Below are 20378 nucleotides of genomic sequence, written 5' to 3' on the forward strand. Positions count from 1 at the left end.
CCTAGGGTGCGGTGCATGAGCGAACGCGCGGTGCTGCACGTGAAGGGACGGGTGCTCGTCTCCCCCGACGACACCCGGGACGAACTGTGGGTCGTCGACGGGCGGATCACCTACGACCGTCCCGTCGGCGCCCGTGATGTGCGCACGGTCTCCGGATGGGCGCTGCCGGGACTGGTCGACGCCCACTGCCATGTGGGCCTCGACGCGCACGGCGCGGTCCCGCGGGACGTCGCCGAGAAGCAGGCCCTCACCGACCGGGACGCGGGCACACTGCTGATCCGGGACGCGGGCTCGCCCTCCGACACCCGCTGGGTCGACGACCGCGACGACCTCCCGAAGATCATCCGGGCGGGCCGGCACATCGCCCGCACCCGCCGCTACATCCGCAACTACGCCTGGGAGATCGAGCCCGACGAGCTCGTCGCGTACGTCGCCCAGGAGGCCCGGCGCGGCGACGGCTGGGTGAAGCTCGTCGGCGACTGGATCGACCGCGACCTCGGCGACCTGTCCGCCTGCTGGCCGCGCGAGGCGGCCGAGGCGGCGATCGCCGAGGCGCACCGGCTTGGCGCGCGGGTCACGGCGCACTGCTTCGCGGAGGACTCCCTGCGCGACCTGGTCGAGGCGGGCATCGACTGCGTCGAGCACGCCACGGGCCTGACCGAGGACCTGATCCCGCTGTTCGCGGAGCGGGGCGTCGCCATTGTCCCCACCCTTGTGAACATCGCCACCTTCCCCCGGCTCGCCGACGGCGGCGCGGCCAGGTTCCCGCGCTGGGCCGACCACATGCGCCGCCTGCACGCCCGCCGCTACGACACCGTGCGCGCGGCCTACGACGCCGGCATCCCGGTGTTCGTCGGCACCGACGCCGGGGGTTCCCTCCCGCACGGCCTGGCGGGCGCCGAGGTCGCCGAACTGGTGACGGCCGGCATCCCGGCCGTGGACGCCGTCTCCGCCGGGACCTGGGCGGCCCGAGCCTGGCTCGGCCGCCCCGGCCTCGACGAGGGTGCCCCCGCCGACCTGGTGGTCTACGAGACGGACCCGCGCACGGACGTACGGGTGCTGACGGCACCGCGCCGCGTCGTGCTGAACGGGCGGGTCGTCGGCTGAGGTTCGATGGCCTGCATCACTGCTCCGCACACCTCGGTCCGTTGCCGCACGGCTTCTCGATCAGGACGAGGCTTCCGCTGCCGCCCTGCGGGTACTGGAAGCTGAGTGAGGGAGTCCTGATGCTTTCGAACCCGGTCTCGGGGTCTGTGGGGCCGGGTCCGAGCCCGCCTCCGCGGAGGATGCTGTTCAGCTTGGTTCCCGGTCTGGTGAACACCTGGCTCTGGGCGGGGCCTTGCTGCGCGACGTCGGACCGGAAGGTGAGCGCCGCAGTGCCCTTGCCGCCTTCGTACCACACGACCACGTCGACTCTTCCGGTCGAGGTGAACCCGAACCCTTCGTTGAGTGAGTGGAAGGGATTCTTCCTGGCGGGCACCCGAACCGTCAGGTTGCCCACTCCTGCGTCGTCGATGCGACGATCGTGAGTGATGTCCGGGACGAAGTGGACCGGCATGTCCGCTGACCTGAGACTGCCGACGTACGCGCGGTCGTCGATGTAGATCTCCAAACCGTCGTCTTCGCTCCCCAGTCCGAGAGCCGAGGCGGGCACGGGTTCGTACCCCTGCGGAAGGAGCGGAACCAGCTTGGCCTTGTCGGTGATTGGGCCGCAACCGCTCGGCGGCCGGATTGCTGCAGACGAACCGGGCGCCGAGTGCGGTGGCCGTCAGGTGCGGATACCTGCCCTCCTTGAGGACCGGGTGCCGAGAGCCAGGAACAGGCGGTAGTCGAACGTCCGGCGCGGAAACCGCTCGATGGGGTGAAGTGAGGTGAGAGTGCTGACCGTTCACTCCTGAGGCGTTTCATCCTTTCGGGGTCCTCAGCACTTTTCCTCAGGGGAGTCCCAACCTTGAACGGCACCCGATTCCGCATGCCCGCGCGCAGACTCGTCACCGTGACGACCGCCACCGCCCTGGCCGCCGGTCCCGCGGCCCTCGCCCACGCCACCCCCGGCACCGGCGGCGAGGGCCGCGCCACCGCCGTGGTCCTGCGCACCGGGCTGGACGTCTCGCTCCTGAACAAGACCGTGAACGTCCCCCTCGCGGTCTCCCTCAACGACGTCCAGGCGCCGCGGAGCGCGGAGAAGACCGCGCTGACCGCACGGCTGGACGGTGTCGACGGGGGCGAGCCGTTCAGCGTGCTGCAGGCGGACGTGGCCCAGGCGAAGGCGACGGTGACGGACGGGAAGGCGGAGGGCGGCACGCGCCTCGCGCACGCCAAGGTGCACGTCCCCGGCCTGCCGCTGCTGTCCCTCATCGAGGTCGAACAGGTCACCTCCACGGCGACCTGCGAGGCCGGGAGGACGCCGGTGGCCGAGTCCAACCTGCTGGGCTCCGTCACGGTGCTCGGCAAGCGCGTCACCCTCACCACGGGCGGTCCGACCGATGTGCGGGTCCCGGGCGTCGGCGAGGTCCGGCTCGACCTGTCGAAGCGCGAGACCACCTCCCGCACGGCCGCCGCGACCGCCCTCGAACTCACGGTCTCCGTCAACCCGTTGAAGCTGAACGTGGCCGAGGTGCAGGGCACGGTGACCCTCGCCGCCGCCACCTGCGAAACCCCTCCGGCCCCCGCAGTCGCCGAACCCCCGGCGTCCGCCACTCCCGCCCCGGCCGCCGACATCGAACCCCAGGGCGCCCCCGCCACCCGGGCCGACCTGGCGGAAACCGGCGGCAGCTACCTCACCCCCTACCTCGCGGCGGGCGCGATCGCCCTACTGGCGGCAGGCGGGGCGGTCGTGGCGCGGGGGCGCCGGCGGGGGTGATTCGGGCTCGCTGAGCCGTGCTGAGGCCGGGGGCGGGGGAGCCCCGGCCTCAGCCGGTCGGCAATGCCTGTGCCAGGGCTGCGAGGAAGCGGTCCACCGTCGTGCGGTCGCGCACCGCCAGGCGCAGCCACTCCTCGTCCAGACCGGGGAACGTGTCCCCGCGCCGCACGGCGAAGCCCAGGTCGCGCAGGCGGTGCCGTACGGCGGCGGCGTGGGGCAGCCGTACGAGGACGAAGGGGCCGTCCGCGGGGGTCACCACGCGCAGCCCCGCCGAGGCGAACTCCCCGAGCCCGGCCACGAGGTGGGCCCGGTCCGCGGCGACGCGATGTGCCGCGTGGGCGGCCTCCGCCAGGGCCCGCGGCGAGACGCACGCCTGAGCCGCCACCAGCGCCGGCGTGGACACCGGCCACAGCGGCTGGGCCCGCTCCAGCTCCTCGATCGTCTCCGGCGCGGCGAGGACGTAGCCGATCCGCAGCCCGGCCAGCCCCCACGTCTTCGTCAGACTCCGCAGCACCACCAGGCCCGGCACATCCGTCCGCCCGGCCAGCGCCTCCCGCTCACCGGGCACCGCGTCCATGAACGCCTCGTCCACGACCAGCGTCCGACCGGGACGGGCGAGTGAGGCGATGGTGCCGGCGGTGTGCAGGACCGACGTCGGGTTCGTCGGGTTGCCGATCACCACCAGGTCGGCGTCCTCCGGGACCGCGGCGGGGTCCAGCCGGAACCCGTCCTCCTCCCGCAGCACCACGCGGTCGACGCTGTGCCCGGCGTCCCGCAGCGCGGCCTCCGGCTCGGTGAACTGGGGATGCACCACGACCGGCCGCCGTACCTTCAGCGCCCGCGCCAGCAGCACGAACGCCTCCGCCGCCCCGGCCGTCAGCAGCACCCGCGACGCCGGCAGCCCGTGCCGCGCGGCCACGGCCGCCCGCGCGGCCCGCCCGTCGGGGTAGGCGGCCAGCCCGTCCAGCGACCCGGCGATCGTCTCCCGCAGCCACGCCGGGGGCGTGTCGGCGCGTACGTTCACGGCCAGGTCGACCAGCGCGGAGCCGTCGTCACGGACCTCCGCGTCCCCGTGATGCCGCAGATCGTGCCCGTCGTCAGTGCGCATGGCTGTGGGTGTGTCCCCCGTGGTGGTGACCATGACCGTGGCCATGACCGTGGTGGTGACCGTCGTCGTCGGGGTGGAAGTGCGGCTGCTGCGGCATCCCCACCTTGTCCTCGAAGCCGGGCAGCGCGATGCGGTACACGCACGAGTCGCAGTTCATCCGCAGATCGCCCTTCAGGGCCTCCGCGTACCGCTCCATCACCAGGTCCAGCAGCTCCGGCTCCGGCCCGATGACGTCCGCCGACCGCACCTCGACCTCGGGGTGCTCGGCCGCCCAGCTCTCGGTCTGCTGCCGCACGCGGTCCGGCAGGATGCCGGTGAACAGGAAGTACGGGAGCACGACGATCCGCTTCGCGCCCAGCCGGGCGCAGCGGTCCAGCCCGCCCGGCACGTCCGGTGCCGCCAGCGACACGAACGCCGTCTCCACCCCGGCGTACCCGCGCCCCTCCCACAGCAGCCGCGCCGCCTTGTGCACCTCGGCGTTGGCGTCGGGATCGGTGGACCCGCGCCCCACCAGCAGCACGGTCACGTCCGCCCGCTCCTCGTGGGTGCGCCCGGCGCCGCCCAGCGCCTCGTCCAGCCGCCGCTCCAGCACCGACAGCAGCGAGGGGTGCGGGCCGAGCGGACGGCCGTAGGTGTACGAGATGCCGGGGTGCCGTTCCTTCTCGCGGGCCAGCGCCGCCGGGATGTCCCCCTTGGCGTGCCCGGCGGACACCAGCATCAGCGGGACGGCCGCGAACCGGCGTACGCCCCGCTCGACCAGCTCGGTCACCGCCTCGCCCAGCGGCGGCGGGGACAGTTCGATGAAGCCGCCCGCGACGGGCAGCTCGGGGTGGCGGCGCCCCAGCTCCCGGACGAAGTCGCGGAATGCCTCGGCTCCGGCGTCGTCGCGGGTGCCATGGCCGGCGATGAGCAGGGCGGGCGGCGGGGTGGTCACGGTTTCTCCTCGGAGTGCGAAACGGGGTGGTACAGCGATGCGGCGGGCGTGGCGGACGCGGCGGCGGAGCGGCGGGCCGCGCGGCTCACCGGGGTTCCTCCTGCCAGCGGTAGCCGCGGGGCGTCACCATGCGGCCCGCGATCTCACGGGTCGCGGTGTTGCCCACGGTCACCACCGTCATCATGTCGACGGTCGCCGGATCCAGCGCGCCCAGCGTGGTCAGCCGGCTGGACTCGTCCGGCCGGGAGGCGTTCCGTACGACACCGACCGGCGTCGCCGGCTCCCGGTGCCCGGCGAGGATCGCGAGCGCCTTCGGCAGCTGCCAGTCGCGGCCCCGGCTGCGCGGGTTGTAGAAGGTCACGACGATGTCCGCCTCGGCCGCGGCCCGCACCCGCCGTTCGATGACCTCCCACGGCGTGTGCAGGTCGGACAGGCTGATCGAGACGTGGTCGTGGCCGAGCGGCGCGCCGAGGATCGCCCCGGCCGCCAGCGCCGCCGTGACGCCCGGCACGCCGACGACGTCGATGTCGTCGGACGCCTCGGCGAGCGCGGGGGAGGCCATCGCGTACACGCCCGCGTCCCCGCTGCCGATCAGCGCGACCGCCCGGCCCTCGCGGGCCTCGGCGACCGCGGTCCGCGCCCGCTCCTCCTCGGCGCCCAGCCCGGACTCCAGGATGCGGGTGCCGGGCCGCAGCAGGTCGCGGATCTGGTCGACGTACTGGTCGAGCCCGACCAGCACCGACGCCCGCTCCAGCTCCGCCCTGGCCCGCGGGGTGAGCAGGTCGCGGGCGCCCGGCCCGAGCCCGACCACCGCCAGCCGCCCGCGCCCGGGCCGCCGTACGACCGCGCAGGTCGCCATGGCCGGCCGGGCCGAGGACTTCCGCTTCGGCACGAGGAGTTCGCCGCCGCCCAGCAGCGCCGCGGCCTCCGCGACCGACGGCGTGCCGACCGCGGCGAGCGGCGCGTCGGACGGGTTGGGGACCTCGACCCGGGCCAGCTCCTCGGCGCCGTACGTCACCAGCGGCACCCCCAGCCGGGCGGCCGCCTCGACGATGCCGGGCTCCTCCGCCTTGGCGTCCACGGTGGCCAGCTCGGCGACGCTGCGAGGCGACAGCCCCGCCTCCCGCAGCGCCTCCTCGACCAGCCCGAGCACCTCCTCGGCGGGGGCGCCCTTCGAGGCGCCGACACCGACGACGAGCGTCGGGGGACGCAGCAGCACCTCCCGCTCGGCGGGCTCGACCGCGCGGTCCGTCACCCGGATCGCGTACGGCCCGTCCTCGGCGACCGGCAGCGGCGGCAGCGGCCACGCCACCTCCGCCCGCAGCGCCACCGGCTCCCCGTCCAGCAGCGCCCGCGACACGGCGGCGACCGCGCCCTCCACCGGCAGCCCGAGCGTGTCCAGCCCGGCGATGCCGACGGCGTCCGTCGCGGTCGTCACCACCGGCTCGGCGCCCAGCACCGCGCCCACCTCGCGCGCGAGGTCGTTGGCGCCGCCGGCGTGCCCGCCGAGCAGCGACACGGCGTACCGCCCGCCCTCGTCGACGCAGACCACGCCCGGGTCGGCCGTCTTGCCGTCCAGCAGCGGCGCGACCAGCCGGACGACGGCCCCCGTCGCCAGGAAGCACACCAGCCGCTCGCACTCGGCGAACGCCCGCCGTACGGCGTCCCCCACGGGTCCGTCGTACACGCGCGTGCGGTCCGGCCACGCCGCGGCCAGCCGGTCCCGCGCAGCCGCCCCCGCCGCGGTGGCGGAAATGAGGCCGATCACTGGGCAACTCCTTCAGTACAGGCGTGAGGCCGCACGCCCCACAGCAGGAAAACGGGATTGGTCGCCGCGAGCCGGGTCACGTCCCCCGGCAGCGGCGCGAGCCGGGAAGACTGCAACAGCACCCCGTCGCAGGTGAACCCGGCGTCCGTCAGGGCCTCGCGGGCGGCCGGCACCCGGTCGAGCGCGGCCATGGCGACGACCACCGTGCGCCGGGCGCGCCGCGCGCAGGCGGTGACGATCGCGGGCAGCTCCCGCCCGCCCCCGCCGACGAACACCGCGTCCGGGTCGCCGTCGAGGCCCGCCAGCGCGTCCGGCGCCGCCCCGTGCACCACCCGCACGTCCACGCCGTGCGCGGCGGCGTTGGCGCGGATCCGCTCCACACCGTCCGCCGACTTCTCCACGGCGACGGCCGCAGCGCCGAGCCGCGCGCACTCCACGGCCACCGAGCCGGAGCCCGCGCCGACGTCCCACACCAGGTCGCCGAGCCGGGGGCCCAGCCGGGCCAGGGCCAGCGCCCGCACCTCGAACTTGGTGATCATCGAGTCGCGGTGCGCGAAGTCCGCCTCGTCCAGGGCCCAGCCGGCGGGCCCCGGCGCCGGGCCGGCCACCGTGCGCACCGCGCCCAGCGCCCGCTCCGGGTCCAGGCACAGCACGACGCTGACCGCCGTGCCCCAGTCGCGGGCCGCAGCCTCGGCGGGCGTCACCCGCACCACGCGCTCCCGCTGCGGATCGCCCAGCGCCGAGGCCACGACCAGGACCCGCCCGGTGTCCCGCAGCGCCGCACCCAGCTCCGCCGGTCCCGCGCCCGGCCCGGTCAGCACCGCCACCTTGGGATGTGCCCGGCACACGTTCACCGCGGTCCGCGGATCCCGCCCGTGCGCGCTCACCACCACAGCGTCGTCCCAGGGCAGCCCGGCCCGCGCGAACGCGGCGGCCACCGAGGACACCCCGGCCCGCACGTCCAGCCGCTCCGGCCCGAACCGCTCGGCGAGCACCCGCACGATCCCGAGGAACCCGGGGTCGCCCGAGGCCAGCACGACCACGGACCGATCCTTCCCCGCGTACTCCTCGATCGCGTCCAGCGCGGGCGCCAGCGGCCCCAGCACGATCCGCTCGGCGCCCTCCGGCAGCCGTACGGCGTCCAGATGCCGCTGCCCGCCGACGACCAGCTCGGCTCCGGCCAGCACCTCCCGCGGCACGGGCGCCCCGGTGCCCGTACCGACCACCGTGATCACGTCTGGGCACCTCGCGCGCGCAGCGCCCTGCGGGCCTCCGGGTCGGCCTTGCGGTACCCGTGGAAGTGCCCCGGGTGGTACAGGTGCGAGCGGGTGCCGTGCGCGTCGAGGGCCGGGCCGACCAGGAACAGCGTGTGCTTCCACAGCTTGTGCTCCTTGACCGTCTCCTCCAGCGTGCCGATCGTGCACCTCACGACCAGCTCCTCGGGCCAGGTCGCCTGATAGGCGACGACGACCGGCGTGGTCGTCGGGTAGCCGCCCTCCAGCAGCTCCCGCACCAGCTGCCCGCTGCGCGCCGCCGACAGGAAGACGGCCATGGTGGTGCCGTGCCTGGCGAACTCGCGCACCTCCTCACCCGGCGGCATCGGCGTCTTGCCGCCGCCCAGCCGGGTGAGCACCACGGACTGCGCGACCTCGGGGATCGTCAGCTCCCGCTGCGCGAGCGCCGCGACCGCCGAGAACGACGACACGCCGGGCACCACCTCGGTGGCGATGCCGATCGCGTGACAGCGGTCCAGCTGCTCCTGGGTGCCGCCCCACAGGGCCGGGTCGCCGGAGTGGATCCGGGCCACCCTCAGCCCCTCGGCGTGCGCCCGCTCGTAGACGGCGACCACGTCCTCCAGCGACATCGTCGCCGAGTCCAGGATCCGCGCGCCCTCCCGGGCGTGCTCCAGGACCTCCGCCTGGACCAGGCTCGCGGCCCAGATCACGACGTCGGCCTCGGCGATCGCGCGCGCGGCACGGAAGGTCAGCAGGTCGGCGGCGCCGGGGCCGGCACCGACGAAGGTCACCTTGCCGGCGGGGGTGTCGGCCATGGATCGGTTCCTCTCGTACGGAAGTTCTCAGGGGGCGGCGCGGGTCAACGCGCGCGGCGTCGGATGTGCGCGGGCGGGCACGCATCGGATAGCAAGGGCACATGGCGGTCTTCGTCGCGCTCGGCGCGTTCCTGATGACGCTGGCCGGCGGCTGGACGGCACAGCGCGTGACGGACCGCCGCCACTTGGTGCTGGGCCTGGCCGGCGGCCTGATGCTGGGCGTCGTCGGCCTGGACCTGCTGCCGGAGGCGTTGGAGGCCGCGGGCACCGAGGTGCACGGCGTACCGGCGGCCCTGCTGCTGTTCGTGGCCGGTTTCCTCGTAGCCCATCTGGTGGAACGTCTGCTGGCGGCCCGTCAATCCGCGCACGGGGGAGAGGAGCGCAACGGCCGCACCCCCGAAGTGGGCCTCACCGCGGCCGCCGCGATGGTCGGCCACAGCGCCATGGACGGCATCGCCATCGGCGCCGCCTTCCAGGTCGGCCACGGCATGGGCCTCGCCGTCGCGCTGGCCGTCATCGCCCACGACTTCGCGGACGGCTTCAACACGTTCACCCTCACGACCGTCTACGGCAACGCCCGCCGCCGCGCGATCGCCATGCTCGTCGCGGACGCGGTCGCCCCGGTCGTCGGCGCGGCGTCCACGCTGCTGTTCACCGTCCCCGAACCGGTGCTCGGCGGCTACCTCGCCTTCTTCGGCGGCGCGCTGCTCTACCTGGCGGCCGCCGAGATCCTGCCCGAGGCCCACCACGAACACCCGGCCCGTTCGACCCTGCTGTGCACGGTCGCGGGCGCGGGCTTCATCTGGCTGGTGGTCGGCATCGCCGAGTGACCGCGCCTCGGGGCAGGTCACAGCTTGCCGCCCCGCCCGCCGTCCCGCCGCGCGGGCGCGATCAGCGTCGACAGATACGGCAGCGCAGCCCCGTCCAGCTCGGCGGCCGGCCGGATCGACTCCTCCGGCAGCCCCAGCGCCGACCCCCACACGGCCCCGTCGATCCGCCCGCTGTCGCGCAGCGCCTCCGCGACCTCGGCGGCCTGCCGCCCGAACTTGTACGCCACGACCGTCCCCGGCCCGTTCAGCGCGTCCTTCAGCACGGCCGCGCCCGCCGTCACCGGCACCAGCGTCAGCGGCTCCGTGCCCTCCGTCAGCACGGCACCGGAACGCGCCGCCAGATCCTGCATCGCGGTGATCCCCGGCACGGTCTCCACGACCGTGCCCGGCACCAGCTCGGCGACGGTCTGCGCGAGATACGTGAACGTCGAGTACACGTTCGGGTCCCCGATGGTCGCGAACGCCACCGCGCCATGCGCCCGCAGCAGCCCGGCGACCCGCTCCCCGGCAGCGTCCCAGGTGGCCTCCCGACGCGCCCGGTCCGTCCGCTCGTTCAGCGCGAACACCACCCGGACGACCTTCTCCTCGGGCACGTAGTGCAGCACGGTCGCCTCGGCCCGCCCCCGCTCACCGCCGTCCGTCCCATCAGGTGCAGCCATCACCGGCACCACGACGACATCGGCGGCCCGCAGCGCGTTCACGCCCTTCACGGTCACCAGCTCCGGGTCGCCCGGACCCACCCCGACCCCGATCAGCCTGCTGCTCATGACGTCCGGCACCTCTCCACGAACCGACGGGCGACACCGGGCTCGGACGCCCAGTGCGTGTGCAGATAACTCGCGTGCACACCACGCTGTACGAAACCTTCGACGCGCCGCTCGGGCGCCCGTACCCCCCACGCCGGGGCGGCCCCCGCGCCCGGCTCGACGACCGTGCGGTGGAACTCGTGCCCCCGCATCCGCGTCCCGGCCGCCGCCAGCACACTGTCGCCCACGGCCACCGCGTCCCGGTAGCCCAGCGTCAGCCGCTCGCTCATCCGCGCCGAGGCGTCCAGCACCCCGCACATCGGCTGCCCGTCCAGCTCCCGGCACAGATACAGCAGCCCCGCGCACTCGGCGGCCACGGGGGCCCCGGAGCGCGCCAGTGCGCCGACCGCCGCGCGCAGCGGCTCGTTGGCGGACAGCTCACCGGCGTACACCTCGGGGAAGCCGCCACCGATCACCAGCCCCGCCGTGCCCTCGGGCAGCCGCTCGTCCCGCAGCGGATCGAACGGCACCACCTCGGCACCGGCCGCCGTCAGCAGCTCGGCGTGCTCGGCGTAGGAGAACGTGAACGCGGGACCACCGGCCACGGCCACCACCGCCCGCTCGCCGACGGGCACCACCGGCGGCTCCCACGGCTCGCACGGCAGCGCGCCCGTGCCCCGCGCCAGCCCCGCCAGCGCGTCCAGATCGCAGCCGGTCTCGACCTGCGCGGCCATCGCCGCCACGGCCTCCACGGCCGCCGCCCGGCGCTCGGCGACCGGCACCAGACCCAGATGCCGCGACGGCGTGTCCACCTGCTTCACCCGCCGCAGCACCCCGAGCACGGGCACCCCGGACGCGTCCAGCGCCTCCCGCAGCAGCGCCTCGTGCCGGTCCGAGCCGACCTTGTTGAGGATCACGCCCCCGATCCGCACCTCCGGATCCCAGGACGCGAAGCCGTGCACCAGCGCGGCCACCGACCGCGACTGCGAGGAGGCGTCCACCACGAGCACCACCGGCGCCCGCAGCAGCTTCGCCACCTGCGCGGTGGACGCCAGCTCACCCTCCCCGGCGGCCCCGTCGTACAACCCCATCACGCCCTCGACGACGGCGATGTCACAGCCGGACGCGCCGTGCGCGAACAGCGGACCGACCAGCTCCGGACCGCACAGGTACGCGTCGAGGTTGCGCCCCGCACGCCCGGTCGCGAGCGCGTGGTAGCCCGGGTCGATGTAGTCCGGCCCGACCTTGTGCGGGGACACGGCGAGCCCCCGCGCGGCGAACGCGGCCATCAGCCCCGTGGCTACGGTGGTCTTGCCGCTCCCCGACGCGGGGGCGGCGACGACCAGCCGGGGAACGGACGTCACCACTCGATGCCCTTCTGGCCCTTCTGGCCGGCGTCCATCGGGTGCTTGACCTTGGACATGTCGGTCACCAGGTCGGCGAAGTCGACGAGCTTCTCCGGCGCGTTCCGCCCGGTGATCACGACGTGCTGGGTGCCGGGACGGTCACGGAGCACCGCCACCACCTCGTCGGTGTCCACCCACCCCCAGTGCATGGGGTACGCGAACTCGTCGAGCACGTACAGCCGGTACGTCTCGTTCGCCAGGTCCCGCTTGACCTGCTCCCAGCCCTCGCGGGCCTTCTCCTCGTTGTCCATCTGAGCGTCCCGCTGGACCCACGACCAGCCCTCGCCCATCTTGTGCCAGTCGACGGTGCCGCCCTCGCCGGAGGCGCCCAGCACACGCAGCGCGTTCTCCTCGCCGACCTTCCACTTCGCCGACTTGACGAACTGGAACACCCCGATCGGCCACCCCTGGTTCCAGGCGCGCAGCGCCAGTCCGAAGGCGGCCGTGGACTTGCCCTTGCCGATCCCCGTGTGCACCACGACCAGTGGACGGTTCCTGCGCTGACGCGTCGTCAGCCCGTCGTCCGGGATGACACTCGGCTGTCCCTGCGGCATTACGCGGCCCTCCTCTGTACGTCCTTCACCAGCCCGGCGATGCTGTCGGCCCGCAGCTCGTCCAGCGTCACCGCGGTACCGCCCAGCTCACCCGCGAGCTTCCCCGCGAGCCCCAGCCGCACCGGCCCCGACTCGCAGTCCACGACCACCGACGCGACCCCGTCGGCCGCGAACAGCCCGGCCGCCCGCGCGGCCAGCGCCACCGGCTCCGGACCGCCCGTCGCCCGACCGTCCGTCACCACCACGACCAGCGGACGCCGCGCCGCGTCCCGCAGCCGCTCCACCCGCAGCACGTCGTGCGCCTTCAGCAGCCCCGCCGCCAGCGGCGTACGGCCACCGGTCGGCAGCGACTCCAGCCGCGCGGCGGCGGCGTCGACGGACGAGGTCGGCGGCAGCGCCACGTCGGCCGCCGACCCGCGGAAGGTCACCAGCCCCACCTTGTCCCGCCGCTGATAGGCGTCGAGCAGCAGCGACAGCACGGCACCCTTCACCGCGCTCATCCGCTGCCGGGCGGCCATGGAGCCGGAGGCGTCGACCACGAACAGCACGAGGTTTCCCTCGCGGCCCTCACGGGTCGCCTGCCGCAGATCGTCCCGGCGGACCACCAGCCCAGGCCCCGACCTGCCCCGCGCCCGCTGATGCGGCGCCGCCGCCTGCACGGTCGCCGCCAGGTGCAGCTTGGTCAGCGTGCCCCGCGGGCGCCGGGCCCCGGTCGTCCGGCCGTGCTCGGTCCTCGCCCGCGAGCGCCGCCCGGCGGCACCCTCACCGATCCCCGGCACGCTCAGCACCTTCGTACGGAACGGCTCGGCCGCCCGTACGGGCGACTGCTCACCGGCGCCGGACGCCTGCGGCTCGCCGCCCTCGCCGGCCTCGGGGCGCGCGGCGGTGTCACCGCCCTGCGGGCCCGCGTCGGGGGAGGGCTGCCCGCCACCCCCGCCGCCCGGACCGTCCGGGTCCGGATCCGGGTCCGGGTCGTCGTCTCCCGAGAACTCCTCCAGGGTCTGGTCCAGCTTGTCCTCGTCGAGCCCGGGGGCGTCGAAGGGGTTACGGCGCCGCCGGTGCGGCAGCGCCAGCAGCGCCGCCTGCCGGACGTCCTCGGCGAGCACGTCGGTCCGGCCCGCCCACGCGGCCAGCGCGGTCGCGGTGCGCGCCATCACGATGTCGGCGCGCATCCCGTCCACCTCGAAGGCGGCACAGGTCGCCGCGATCTGCCGCAGCGCGCCGTCACCGAGCCGCACGGACGGCAGCAGCTCCCGCGCCGCCACGATCCGCTGCCGTACGGCGGCCTCCTCCTCGGCCCAGCGGGCCGCGAACCCGGCGGGGTCGTCGTCGTGGGCGAGCCGCCGCCGTACGACCTCCACCCGCTGCTCCGGCTCCCGCGAGGCCGCGACCTCCACGGTCAGCCCGAACCGGTCGAGCAGCTGCGGGCGCAGCTCGCCCTCCTCGGGGTTCATGGTCCCGACGAGCAGGAAACGGGCCGCGTGCCGCACGGAGACGCCCTCCCGCTCGACGTACGAGGCGCCCATCGCGGCGGCGTCGAGGAGCAGGTCGACCAGGTGGTCGTGGAGGAGGTTGACCTCGTCGACGTACAGGATCCCGCGGTGCGCGTCGGCGAGCAGACCGGGTTCGAACGCCTTCACGCCCTCCGCGAGCGCCCGCTCGATGTCCAGCGAGCCGACCAGCCGGTCCTCGGAGGCACCGACGGGCAGCTCCACCATGCGCGCGGGCCGCGGCGCCCCCGCGCCCGGCTCGTGCGGCCCGTCCGGGCAGCCGGCGTCCGGGGCGGCCGGGTCACAGGAGAACCGGCACCCGGGGACGACGTCGACCTCCGGCAGCAGCGCCGACAGCGCACGGACCGCGGTGCTCTTCGCGGTCCCCTTCTCGCCGCGCACCAGCACACCGCCGACCGCCGGGGAGACCGCGTTCAGCAGCAGCGCGAGCCGCAGGTCGTCCTGGCCGACGACGGCCGTGAAAGGGAACGGGGTACTCACTGGTCGTCCTCCAAGTCGCCTTCCAGCTCCAGGTAGGTGGCGCGCAGCCGCTCCAGCGTGTCCGCGTCCGGCTCCGCCCACAGCCCCCGGTCCGCCGCCTCCAGCAGCCGCTCGGTGATGCCCCTCAGGGCCCACGGGTTGGACTTCTTCATGAAGTCCCGGTTCTCCGGGTCGAAGACGTACTCGGCGCTGAGCTTCTCGTACATCCAGTCGTCGACGACCCCGGCGGTGGCGTCGTAACCGAACAGGTAGTCGACGGTCGCCGCCATCTCGAAGGCGCCCTTGTAGCCGTGGCGCCGCATCGCCGCCATCCAGCGCGGGTTGACCACGCGGGCGCGGAAGACGCGGTGGGTCTCCTCGCCCAGGGTGCGGGTCTTCACCTGGTCGGGCGTCGCCGAGTCGCCGACGTAGGCCTCGGGGTTGGCGCCGGTGAGGTGGCGGACCATGGCGACCATGCCGCCGTGGTACTGGAAGTAGTCGTCCGCGTCGACGAGGTCGTGCTCGCGCGTGTCGACGTTCTTCGCGGCGACCGCGATCCGCCTGAACGCCGTCTCCATGTCCCCGCGTGCCGCCCGCCCGTCGAGCCCGCGGCCGTAGGCGTAGCCGCCCCACACCGCGTACACCTCGGCGAGGTCCGCGTCGGAGCGCCAGTTGCGGGCGTCGATCAGCGGCAGCAGGCCCGCGCCGTACGCCCCCGGCTTGGAACCGAAGACCCGGGCCGTGGCCCGGCGGCGGTCGCCGTGCTCGGCGGTGTCCTCCTCCACGTGCGCCCGCACGTAGTTGGACTCGGCCGGCTCGTCCAGCTCGGCCACCGCCCGCACCGCGTCGTCGATCAGACCGACCACATGCGGGAACGCGTCCCGGAAGAAGCCGGAGATGCGGACGGTGACGTCGATGCGGGGCCGGCCCAGCTCTTCCAGGCCGATGACCTCGAACCCGGTGACCCGCCGGGACGCCTCGTCCCACACGGGCCGACACCCCAGCAGCGCCAGGATCTCCGCGATGTCGTCACCCTGGGTGCGCATCGCCGAGGTGCCCCAGACGGTGAGGCCGACCGACTTCGGGTACTCCCCGTTGTCGGCGAGGTACCGCTGCACCAGGGAGTCCGCGAGCGACTGCCCGACCTCCCAGCTCAGCCGGGAGGGGATCGCCTTCGGGTCGACCGAGTAGAAGTTCCGGCCGGTGGGGAGGACGTTGACCAGGCCGCGGGTCGGGGAGCCCGACGGGCCCGCCGGGACGTAACCGCCGTCCAGCGCCTTCAGGATGTGACCGATCTCGTCCGTCGTCCGGGCCAGCCGCGGCACGACCTCGGTGCAGGCGAACTCCAGCACGGCGAGCGCGTCGGGCAGCCGCGTGCCCAGGACCTCCTGCACCAGCCCGGGCACCGAGGAGACCTCCCAGTCCCGCTCCTCCATGCCCTCCGCGATCCGCTGGCACAGCTGCTCCAGCAGGTCGATCGCGTCGGCGGCGGTCCGCGCCGGGCCGTCCACCAGGTCCGTCAGCTCCGCCGGCACCTTCACCGGCGCGCCCGGCTCGGCCAGCAGTTCCTTCTCGGCCAGCCCGAAGTGCGCGGCCAGCGCGGACCGCAGACCCGGCAGCGCGTTCGCCTGCCCGCCCCACACCTGCGAGGCGCGCAGCACGGCGAGCACCAGGTTGACGCGCGGTTCGCCGACCGGCCCGCCGCCCAGGACGTGCAGCCCGTCGCGGATCTGCACGTCCTTGATCTCGCACAGGTAGCCGTCGATGTGCATGACGAACTCGTCGAACTCGTCGTCGTCCGGCTGCTCGTCGACATGCAGGTCGTGGTGCAGTTCGGCCGCCTTGACCAGCGTCCAGATCTGGGCCCGCACGGCCGGCGCCTTCGCCGGGTCCAGGTCGGAGACGAGCGCGTACTCGTCGAGCAGCTGCTCCAGCTTGGCCAGGTCGCCGTAGGTGTCGGCGCGGGCCATCGGCGGCACCAGGTGGTCGACGACGGTGGCGTGGCCGCGCCGCTTGGCCTGCGTGCCCTCGCCGGGGTCGTTGACGATGAACGGGTAGATCAGCGGGAGGTCGCCGAGTACGGCGTCCGGCGCGCACCCGCCGGACAGCCCGAGGCCCTTGCCGGGCAGCCACTCCATCGTGCCGTGCTTGCCCATGTGGACGATCGCGTCGGCGCCGAAGCTGTTCTCCAGCCAGCGGTAGGCCGCCATGTAGTGGTGCGACGGCGGCATGTCCGGGTCGTGGTAGATCGCGATCGGGTTCTCGCCGAAGCCGCGCGGCGGCTGGATCATCACCACGACGTTCCCGAACCGCAGGGACGCGAGGACGATGTCGTCGCCGTCGACGTACAGGCTGCCCGGCGGTTCGCCCCAGGCCTCCCGCATGGCCTCCCGCAGCTCGGGGTCGAGCTTGTCGAACCAGGCCCGGTAGTCGGCGAGCGGCACCCGCGCGGGCGCGGCGGCCAGCTGATCCTCGGTCAGCCACTCCACGTCGTGTCCGCCGGCCTCGATGAGCCGGTGGATCAGCTCGTCGCCGCCCGCGGGGTACTCGGTGAGCCCGTACCCGGCGTCGCGCAGCGCGTCCAGCACCCGCACCGCCGACGCGGGCGTGTCCAGGCCGACGGCGTTGCCGACCCGGGAGTGCTTGGTCGGGTAGGCGGTGAAGACCAGCGCGATCCGCTTGTCCGCGTTGGGCTTGTGCCTGAGCCGCGCGTGCCGTACGGCGATCCCGGCGACCCGCGCCGACCGCTCCGGGTCGGCCACGTACACGGGGACGTCGTCCGGGCCCTGCTCCTTGAAGGAGAACGGCACGGTGATCAGCCGGCCGTCGAACTCGGGGATCGCGACCTGCATGGCCGCGTCCATGGGGGACAGGGCGGCGTCGGACTCGTCCCAGGCGGCGCGCGAGGAGGTGAGGCACAGGCCCTGCAGCACGGGGATGTCCAGCTCGGCGAGCGCGCCGATGTCCCAGGCCTCCTCGTCGCCGCCGGCGGAGGCCTGCGAGGCGTGGGTGCCGCCCGCGGCGAGGACGGTGGCGACGAGCGCGTCGGCCTGCCCCAGCAGCTCGTACAGCCCGGCGTCGGCGCCGCGCAGCGAACCGCAGTACACGGGCAGGGCGTTGGCGCCGTGCGCCTCGATCGCGTCGCACAGCGTGTCCACGAAGGCGGTGTTGCCGCTCAGTTCGTGGGCCCGGTAGAAGAGCACGCCGACGGTCGGGCGGCCGTCCTGGAGCGCACGCTCCCCGTGGACCCCGTACTCCGGCATCTTCCGCGGCTCGTCGAAGCCCTCACCGGTGAGCAGCACGGTGTCCGACAGGAACCGGGCGAGTTCGGTGAGGTTGGCGGGCCCGCCCTCCACGAGGTACTTCAGCGCCTCCGCCACCACGCCGGCGGGCACCGACGACTCGGCCATCAGCTCCGCGTCCGGCACGGCCTCCCCGCCGAGCAGCACGGTCGGGACCCCGGCCGCCTTCAGCGCGGCGAGCCCGTCCTCCCAGGCGCGCTTGCCGCCCAGCAGCCGTACGACGGCGATGTCGGCGCCCTCGATCAGGCCCGGCAGCTCCTCCCGGACGTCCACCCGGGTCGGGTTGCCGATCCGGTAGGCGGCCTCGGAGGCGCGGGCCGCCAGCAGATCCGTGTCGGCGGTCGACAACAACAACACTGTGCTCATGCGGGCGCTCCCGGTGGAATGAAAGGCAGTCCTTGCGGCGCGCCCGACTCGATGAGCCGCCACAGCGCGTCCGTGTCCGCGTGCTGTTCGATCAGGTCGCCGAGCCGGTCGAGCTGCTCCTCGCGCAGCGCGGCGAACGAGGTGTCCGGCGCCGGCACGAAGCGGCGGCCCGCGGCGGCGGCCACCTCGCGCAGGAACGCGCGCCGGAAGCCGTCGGACTCCAGCGAGCCGTGCCAGTGGGTGCCCCAGGTCTGTCCGACCCGGCAGCCGTCCAGGAAGGCTTCCCCGCCGAGGACTTCGGCGACCCCGTGGTGGATCTCGTATCCCTCGACGCGTTCGCCGAGCGCTTCGCCCCGCGGCCGGGTGAGGGTCTTCTCGCGGGCGAACCGCACCCGTACGGGCAGGACGCCGAGCCCGTCGACGTGCCCGCGGCGGCTCTCCACGTCGTCCTCGATGTGCTCGCCGAGCACCTGGAAGCCGCCGCAGACTCCGAGGACGGGCCGCCCGTCGCGCGCCCTGCGGGTGATGGCCTCGGCCAGCCCCCGCTCCCGCAGCCACTCCAGCGCCCGCACGGTGCCGCGCGTACCCGGCACCACCACGAGGTCGGCGTCGGCCAGTTCCTCCGGCCGGTCCACGAACCGCACCACGACGCCGGGTTCGGCGGCCAGCGCGTCCACGTCGGTGAAGTTGGACATCAGCGGCACCGCGCACACGGCGACCCGCAGCACGTCCTCGCCGACCGGCGGGGCGACCGCCGACTCCCGCACCGTGCCGCGCAGCGACACCCGCAGTCCGTCCTCCTCGTCGATGCCGAGGCCGTGCCGGAACGGCAGGACGCCGTAGGCGGGCCGCCCGGTGAGGTCGCGGAGCATGTCGAGGCCGGGTTCGAGGAGGCTGACGTCCCCCCGGAACTTGTTGACGAGGAACCCGGCGACCAGCGCCTGGTCCTCCGGCGACAGCAGCGCGACCGTGCCGAAGAAGGAGGCGAAGACGCCCCCGCGGTCGATGTCGCCGACGACGAGCACGGGCAGACCGGCGTTGCGCGCGATGCCCATGTTCACGATGTCCGTCCGGCGCAGATTGATCTCGGCCGGACTGCCCGCCCCCTCACAGATCACCGCGTCATACGTGCCCCGCAGTTCGGCCAGACAGTCCAGCACCGTGCCGAGCAGCCGCTGCTGCCGCCCGCCGTGGTAGCCGCGCGCGCTCATCTCGCCCACCGGCTTGCCCAACAGCACCACCTGGCTGCTCTGCTCACCGCCGGGCTTGAGCAGCACCGGGTTCATCAGCGCGGTCGGCTCGACCCGGCAGGCCTGCGCCTGCATGGCCTGCGCCCGCCCGATCTCCGCGCCCTCGCGCGTCACGAACGAGTTGAGGGACATGTTCTGCGCCTTGAACGGCGCCACCTTCACGCCCTGCCGCACCAGCCAGCGGCAGATCCCGGCGGTGACGACGCTCTTCCCGGCGTCGGAGGTGGTGCCGGCGACCAGCAGACCGCCGCTCATGAGGTACGCCCCTTCCCTAGGAGCCGTCCGGCCGCGCACACGCCGAGCGCGAGCAGCCCGACGCGGCGCGAGAGCCGTACGGCCCGTTGGATGTCGGTGACCCGGACGGCGCGTCCGGCGTCCCCGTTGAGCACGGGCCGGTGCTCGACCCGCCCGCCGTAGGAGAGCGTGCCGCCCAGCCGCACCCCGAGCGCCCCCGCGAACGAGGCCTCCACGGGCCCGGCGTTGGGGCTCGGATGCCGGTGCGCGTCGGCACACCAGGCCCGCGCCGCGCCCCGCGGATCCCCGCCCGCCACGACCGCGAGCACGGCGGTCAGCCGCGCCCCCGGCCACCCGGCGAGGTCGTCCAGCCGCGCGGAGGCCCACCCGTAGCGCCGGTAGCGGGGCGACTTGTGCCCGACCATGGCGTCCAGCGTGTTCACGGCACGGAACCCGAGCAGTCCCGGCACCCCGCCGACGACCCCCCACACCAGGGCGCCCACGACGGCGTCGGAGGTGTTCTCGGCGACGGACTCGACCACGGCCCGGGCGATGCCGTCGGCGTCGAGCGCCTGCGGATCACGCCCGCACAGATGCGGCAGCCGCGCCCGTGCGGCTTCCACGTCGCCTGCTTCCAGAGCCCGCCCGATGGCCGCGGCCTCGCGCGCGAGCGAAGTCCCGCCGACCACCGCCCAGGTGGCGGCGCCGGTCAGCGCGACGGAAGCGGCGGGGGAGGACCGTACGGCCCGCGAGGCCACGGCCCCCAGTGCGACGGCGCCACCGGCGCACACGACGGTGTGCAGCGCGCCCCGCCCCCGGTGATCCCGGTACAGGACGCGTTCGACGGCGGACGCGGCCCGCCCGAACGCGGCGACCGGATGCCCACGGCGCGGATCGCCGAAGAGCAGGTCACCGAGAAGGCCGGCGGCGACGCCGTACGCGAAGACGCGATCGGCACGCATCGGGCTCAGCCGGCCGTGGGGGCGGGCAGGGCCCT

At 74.6% G+C, this 20378-nt stretch carries 16 protein-coding genes; 3 read left to right on the forward strand and 13 right to left on the reverse strand.

The window, feature by feature from the left end; genetic code table 11:
- Nucleotides 1-15 precede the first annotated feature (15 nt).
- Nucleotides 16-1107, forward strand: coding sequence for an amidohydrolase family protein (locus ACSU6L_RS29075; RefSeq protein WP_437061514.1), 1092 nt, complete (start codon nt 16-18; stop codon nt 1105-1107).
- Nucleotides 1108-1123: 16 nt separating this feature from the next.
- Here ACSU6L_RS29075 and ACSU6L_RS29080 read toward each other — a convergent pair whose 3' ends face one another.
- Nucleotides 1124-1612: a hypothetical protein gene (locus tag ACSU6L_RS29080; protein WP_437061516.1), complete on the reverse strand. Its 489-nt coding sequence runs from the start codon at nt 1610-1612 to the stop codon at nt 1124-1126.
- 339 nt (nt 1613-1951) lie between these two features.
- Between ACSU6L_RS29080 and ACSU6L_RS29085 the strand changes: the two genes are divergently transcribed.
- Complete coding sequence (locus tag ACSU6L_RS29085; protein WP_437061518.1) at nt 1952-2863, forward strand: SCO1860 family LAETG-anchored protein; 912 nt, start codon at nt 1952-1954, stop codon at nt 2861-2863.
- Nucleotides 2864-2912: 49 nt separating this feature from the next.
- On the opposite strand, the gene cobC is transcribed toward ACSU6L_RS29085, so the two are convergent.
- The 5 genes from cobC to cobM form a co-directional block, all read right to left on the reverse strand.
- On the reverse strand, nt 2913-3971 hold the full coding sequence (gene cobC, locus ACSU6L_RS29090; protein ID WP_437061520.1) for an Rv2231c family pyridoxal phosphate-dependent protein CobC: 1059 nt from the start codon (nt 3969-3971) through the stop codon (nt 2913-2915).
- Complete coding sequence (locus tag ACSU6L_RS29095; RefSeq protein WP_437061522.1) at nt 3961-4905, reverse strand: sirohydrochlorin chelatase; 945 nt, start codon at nt 4903-4905, stop codon at nt 3961-3963. The genes cobC and ACSU6L_RS29095 overlap by 11 nt, the downstream gene beginning before the upstream one ends.
- An 85-nt stretch (nt 4906-4990) precedes the next feature.
- Complete coding sequence (gene cobJ, locus ACSU6L_RS29100; RefSeq protein ID WP_437061524.1) at nt 4991-6673, reverse strand: precorrin-3B C(17)-methyltransferase; 1683 nt, start codon at nt 6671-6673, stop codon at nt 4991-4993.
- Entirely contained in the window at nt 6670-7908 is a 1239-nt protein-coding gene (cbiE, locus tag ACSU6L_RS29105; protein ID WP_437061526.1) for a precorrin-6y C5,15-methyltransferase (decarboxylating) subunit CbiE, read from the reverse strand. Before cbiE ends, cobJ begins: the two co-directional genes overlap by 4 nt.
- A complete protein-coding gene (cobM, locus tag ACSU6L_RS29110) occupies nt 7905-8723 on the reverse strand; it encodes a precorrin-4 C(11)-methyltransferase (RefSeq protein ID WP_437061528.1) in 819 nt (272 codons plus the stop codon). The genes cbiE and cobM overlap by 4 nt, the downstream gene beginning before the upstream one ends.
- A 101-nt stretch (nt 8724-8824) precedes the next feature.
- On the opposite strand from cobM, the gene ACSU6L_RS29115 reads away from it, so the two are divergent.
- A complete protein-coding gene (locus ACSU6L_RS29115; protein ID WP_437061530.1) occupies nt 8825-9553 on the forward strand; it encodes a ZIP family metal transporter in 729 nt (242 codons plus the stop codon).
- Nucleotides 9554-9570: 17 nt separating this feature from the next.
- Here the strand turns inward: ACSU6L_RS29115 and cobI are convergent, their stop codons facing one another.
- From cobI to ACSU6L_RS29150, 7 genes are read right to left on the reverse strand one after another with little or no spacing between them, the layout of a single operon-like run.
- Nucleotides 9571-10320, reverse strand: a complete 750-nt coding sequence (gene cobI, locus ACSU6L_RS29120) for a precorrin-2 C(20)-methyltransferase (protein ID WP_073942435.1) — start codon at nt 10318-10320, stop codon at nt 9571-9573.
- Nucleotides 10317-11666, reverse strand: coding sequence for a cobyrinate a,c-diamide synthase (locus ACSU6L_RS29125; protein ID WP_437061532.1), 1350 nt, complete (start codon nt 11664-11666; stop codon nt 10317-10319). Before ACSU6L_RS29125 ends, cobI begins: the two co-directional genes overlap by 4 nt.
- Nucleotides 11660-12259, reverse strand: coding sequence for a cob(I)yrinic acid a,c-diamide adenosyltransferase (gene cobO, locus ACSU6L_RS29130; protein ID WP_437061534.1), 600 nt, complete (start codon nt 12257-12259; stop codon nt 11660-11662). The genes ACSU6L_RS29125 and cobO overlap by 7 nt, the downstream gene beginning before the upstream one ends.
- Nucleotides 12259-14250, reverse strand: coding sequence for a putative cobaltochelatase (locus tag ACSU6L_RS29135; RefSeq protein WP_437061536.1), 1992 nt, complete (start codon nt 14248-14250; stop codon nt 12259-12261). The genes cobO and ACSU6L_RS29135 overlap by 1 nt, the downstream gene beginning before the upstream one ends.
- Nucleotides 14247-17897 (reverse strand): cobaltochelatase subunit CobN, encoded by a 3651-nt coding sequence (gene cobN / locus ACSU6L_RS29140; protein ID WP_437061538.1) that lies wholly within the window; start codon nt 17895-17897, stop codon nt 14247-14249. Before cobN ends, ACSU6L_RS29135 begins: the two co-directional genes overlap by 4 nt.
- A complete protein-coding gene (locus ACSU6L_RS29145; protein ID WP_437061540.1) occupies nt 17894-19402 on the reverse strand; it encodes a cobyric acid synthase in 1509 nt (502 codons plus the stop codon). The genes cobN and ACSU6L_RS29145 overlap by 4 nt, the downstream gene beginning before the upstream one ends.
- Nucleotides 19399-20343, reverse strand: a complete 945-nt coding sequence (locus ACSU6L_RS29150; protein WP_437061542.1) for a cobalamin biosynthesis protein — start codon at nt 20341-20343, stop codon at nt 19399-19401. Before ACSU6L_RS29150 ends, ACSU6L_RS29145 begins: the two co-directional genes overlap by 4 nt.
- Between the last annotated feature and the right edge of the window lie 35 nt (nt 20344-20378).

It is taken from the genome of Streptomyces sp. enrichment culture (assembly GCF_964272855.1).
In the GTDB taxonomy this organism is placed as follows: domain Bacteria; phylum Actinomycetota; class Actinomycetes; order Streptomycetales; family Streptomycetaceae; genus Streptomyces.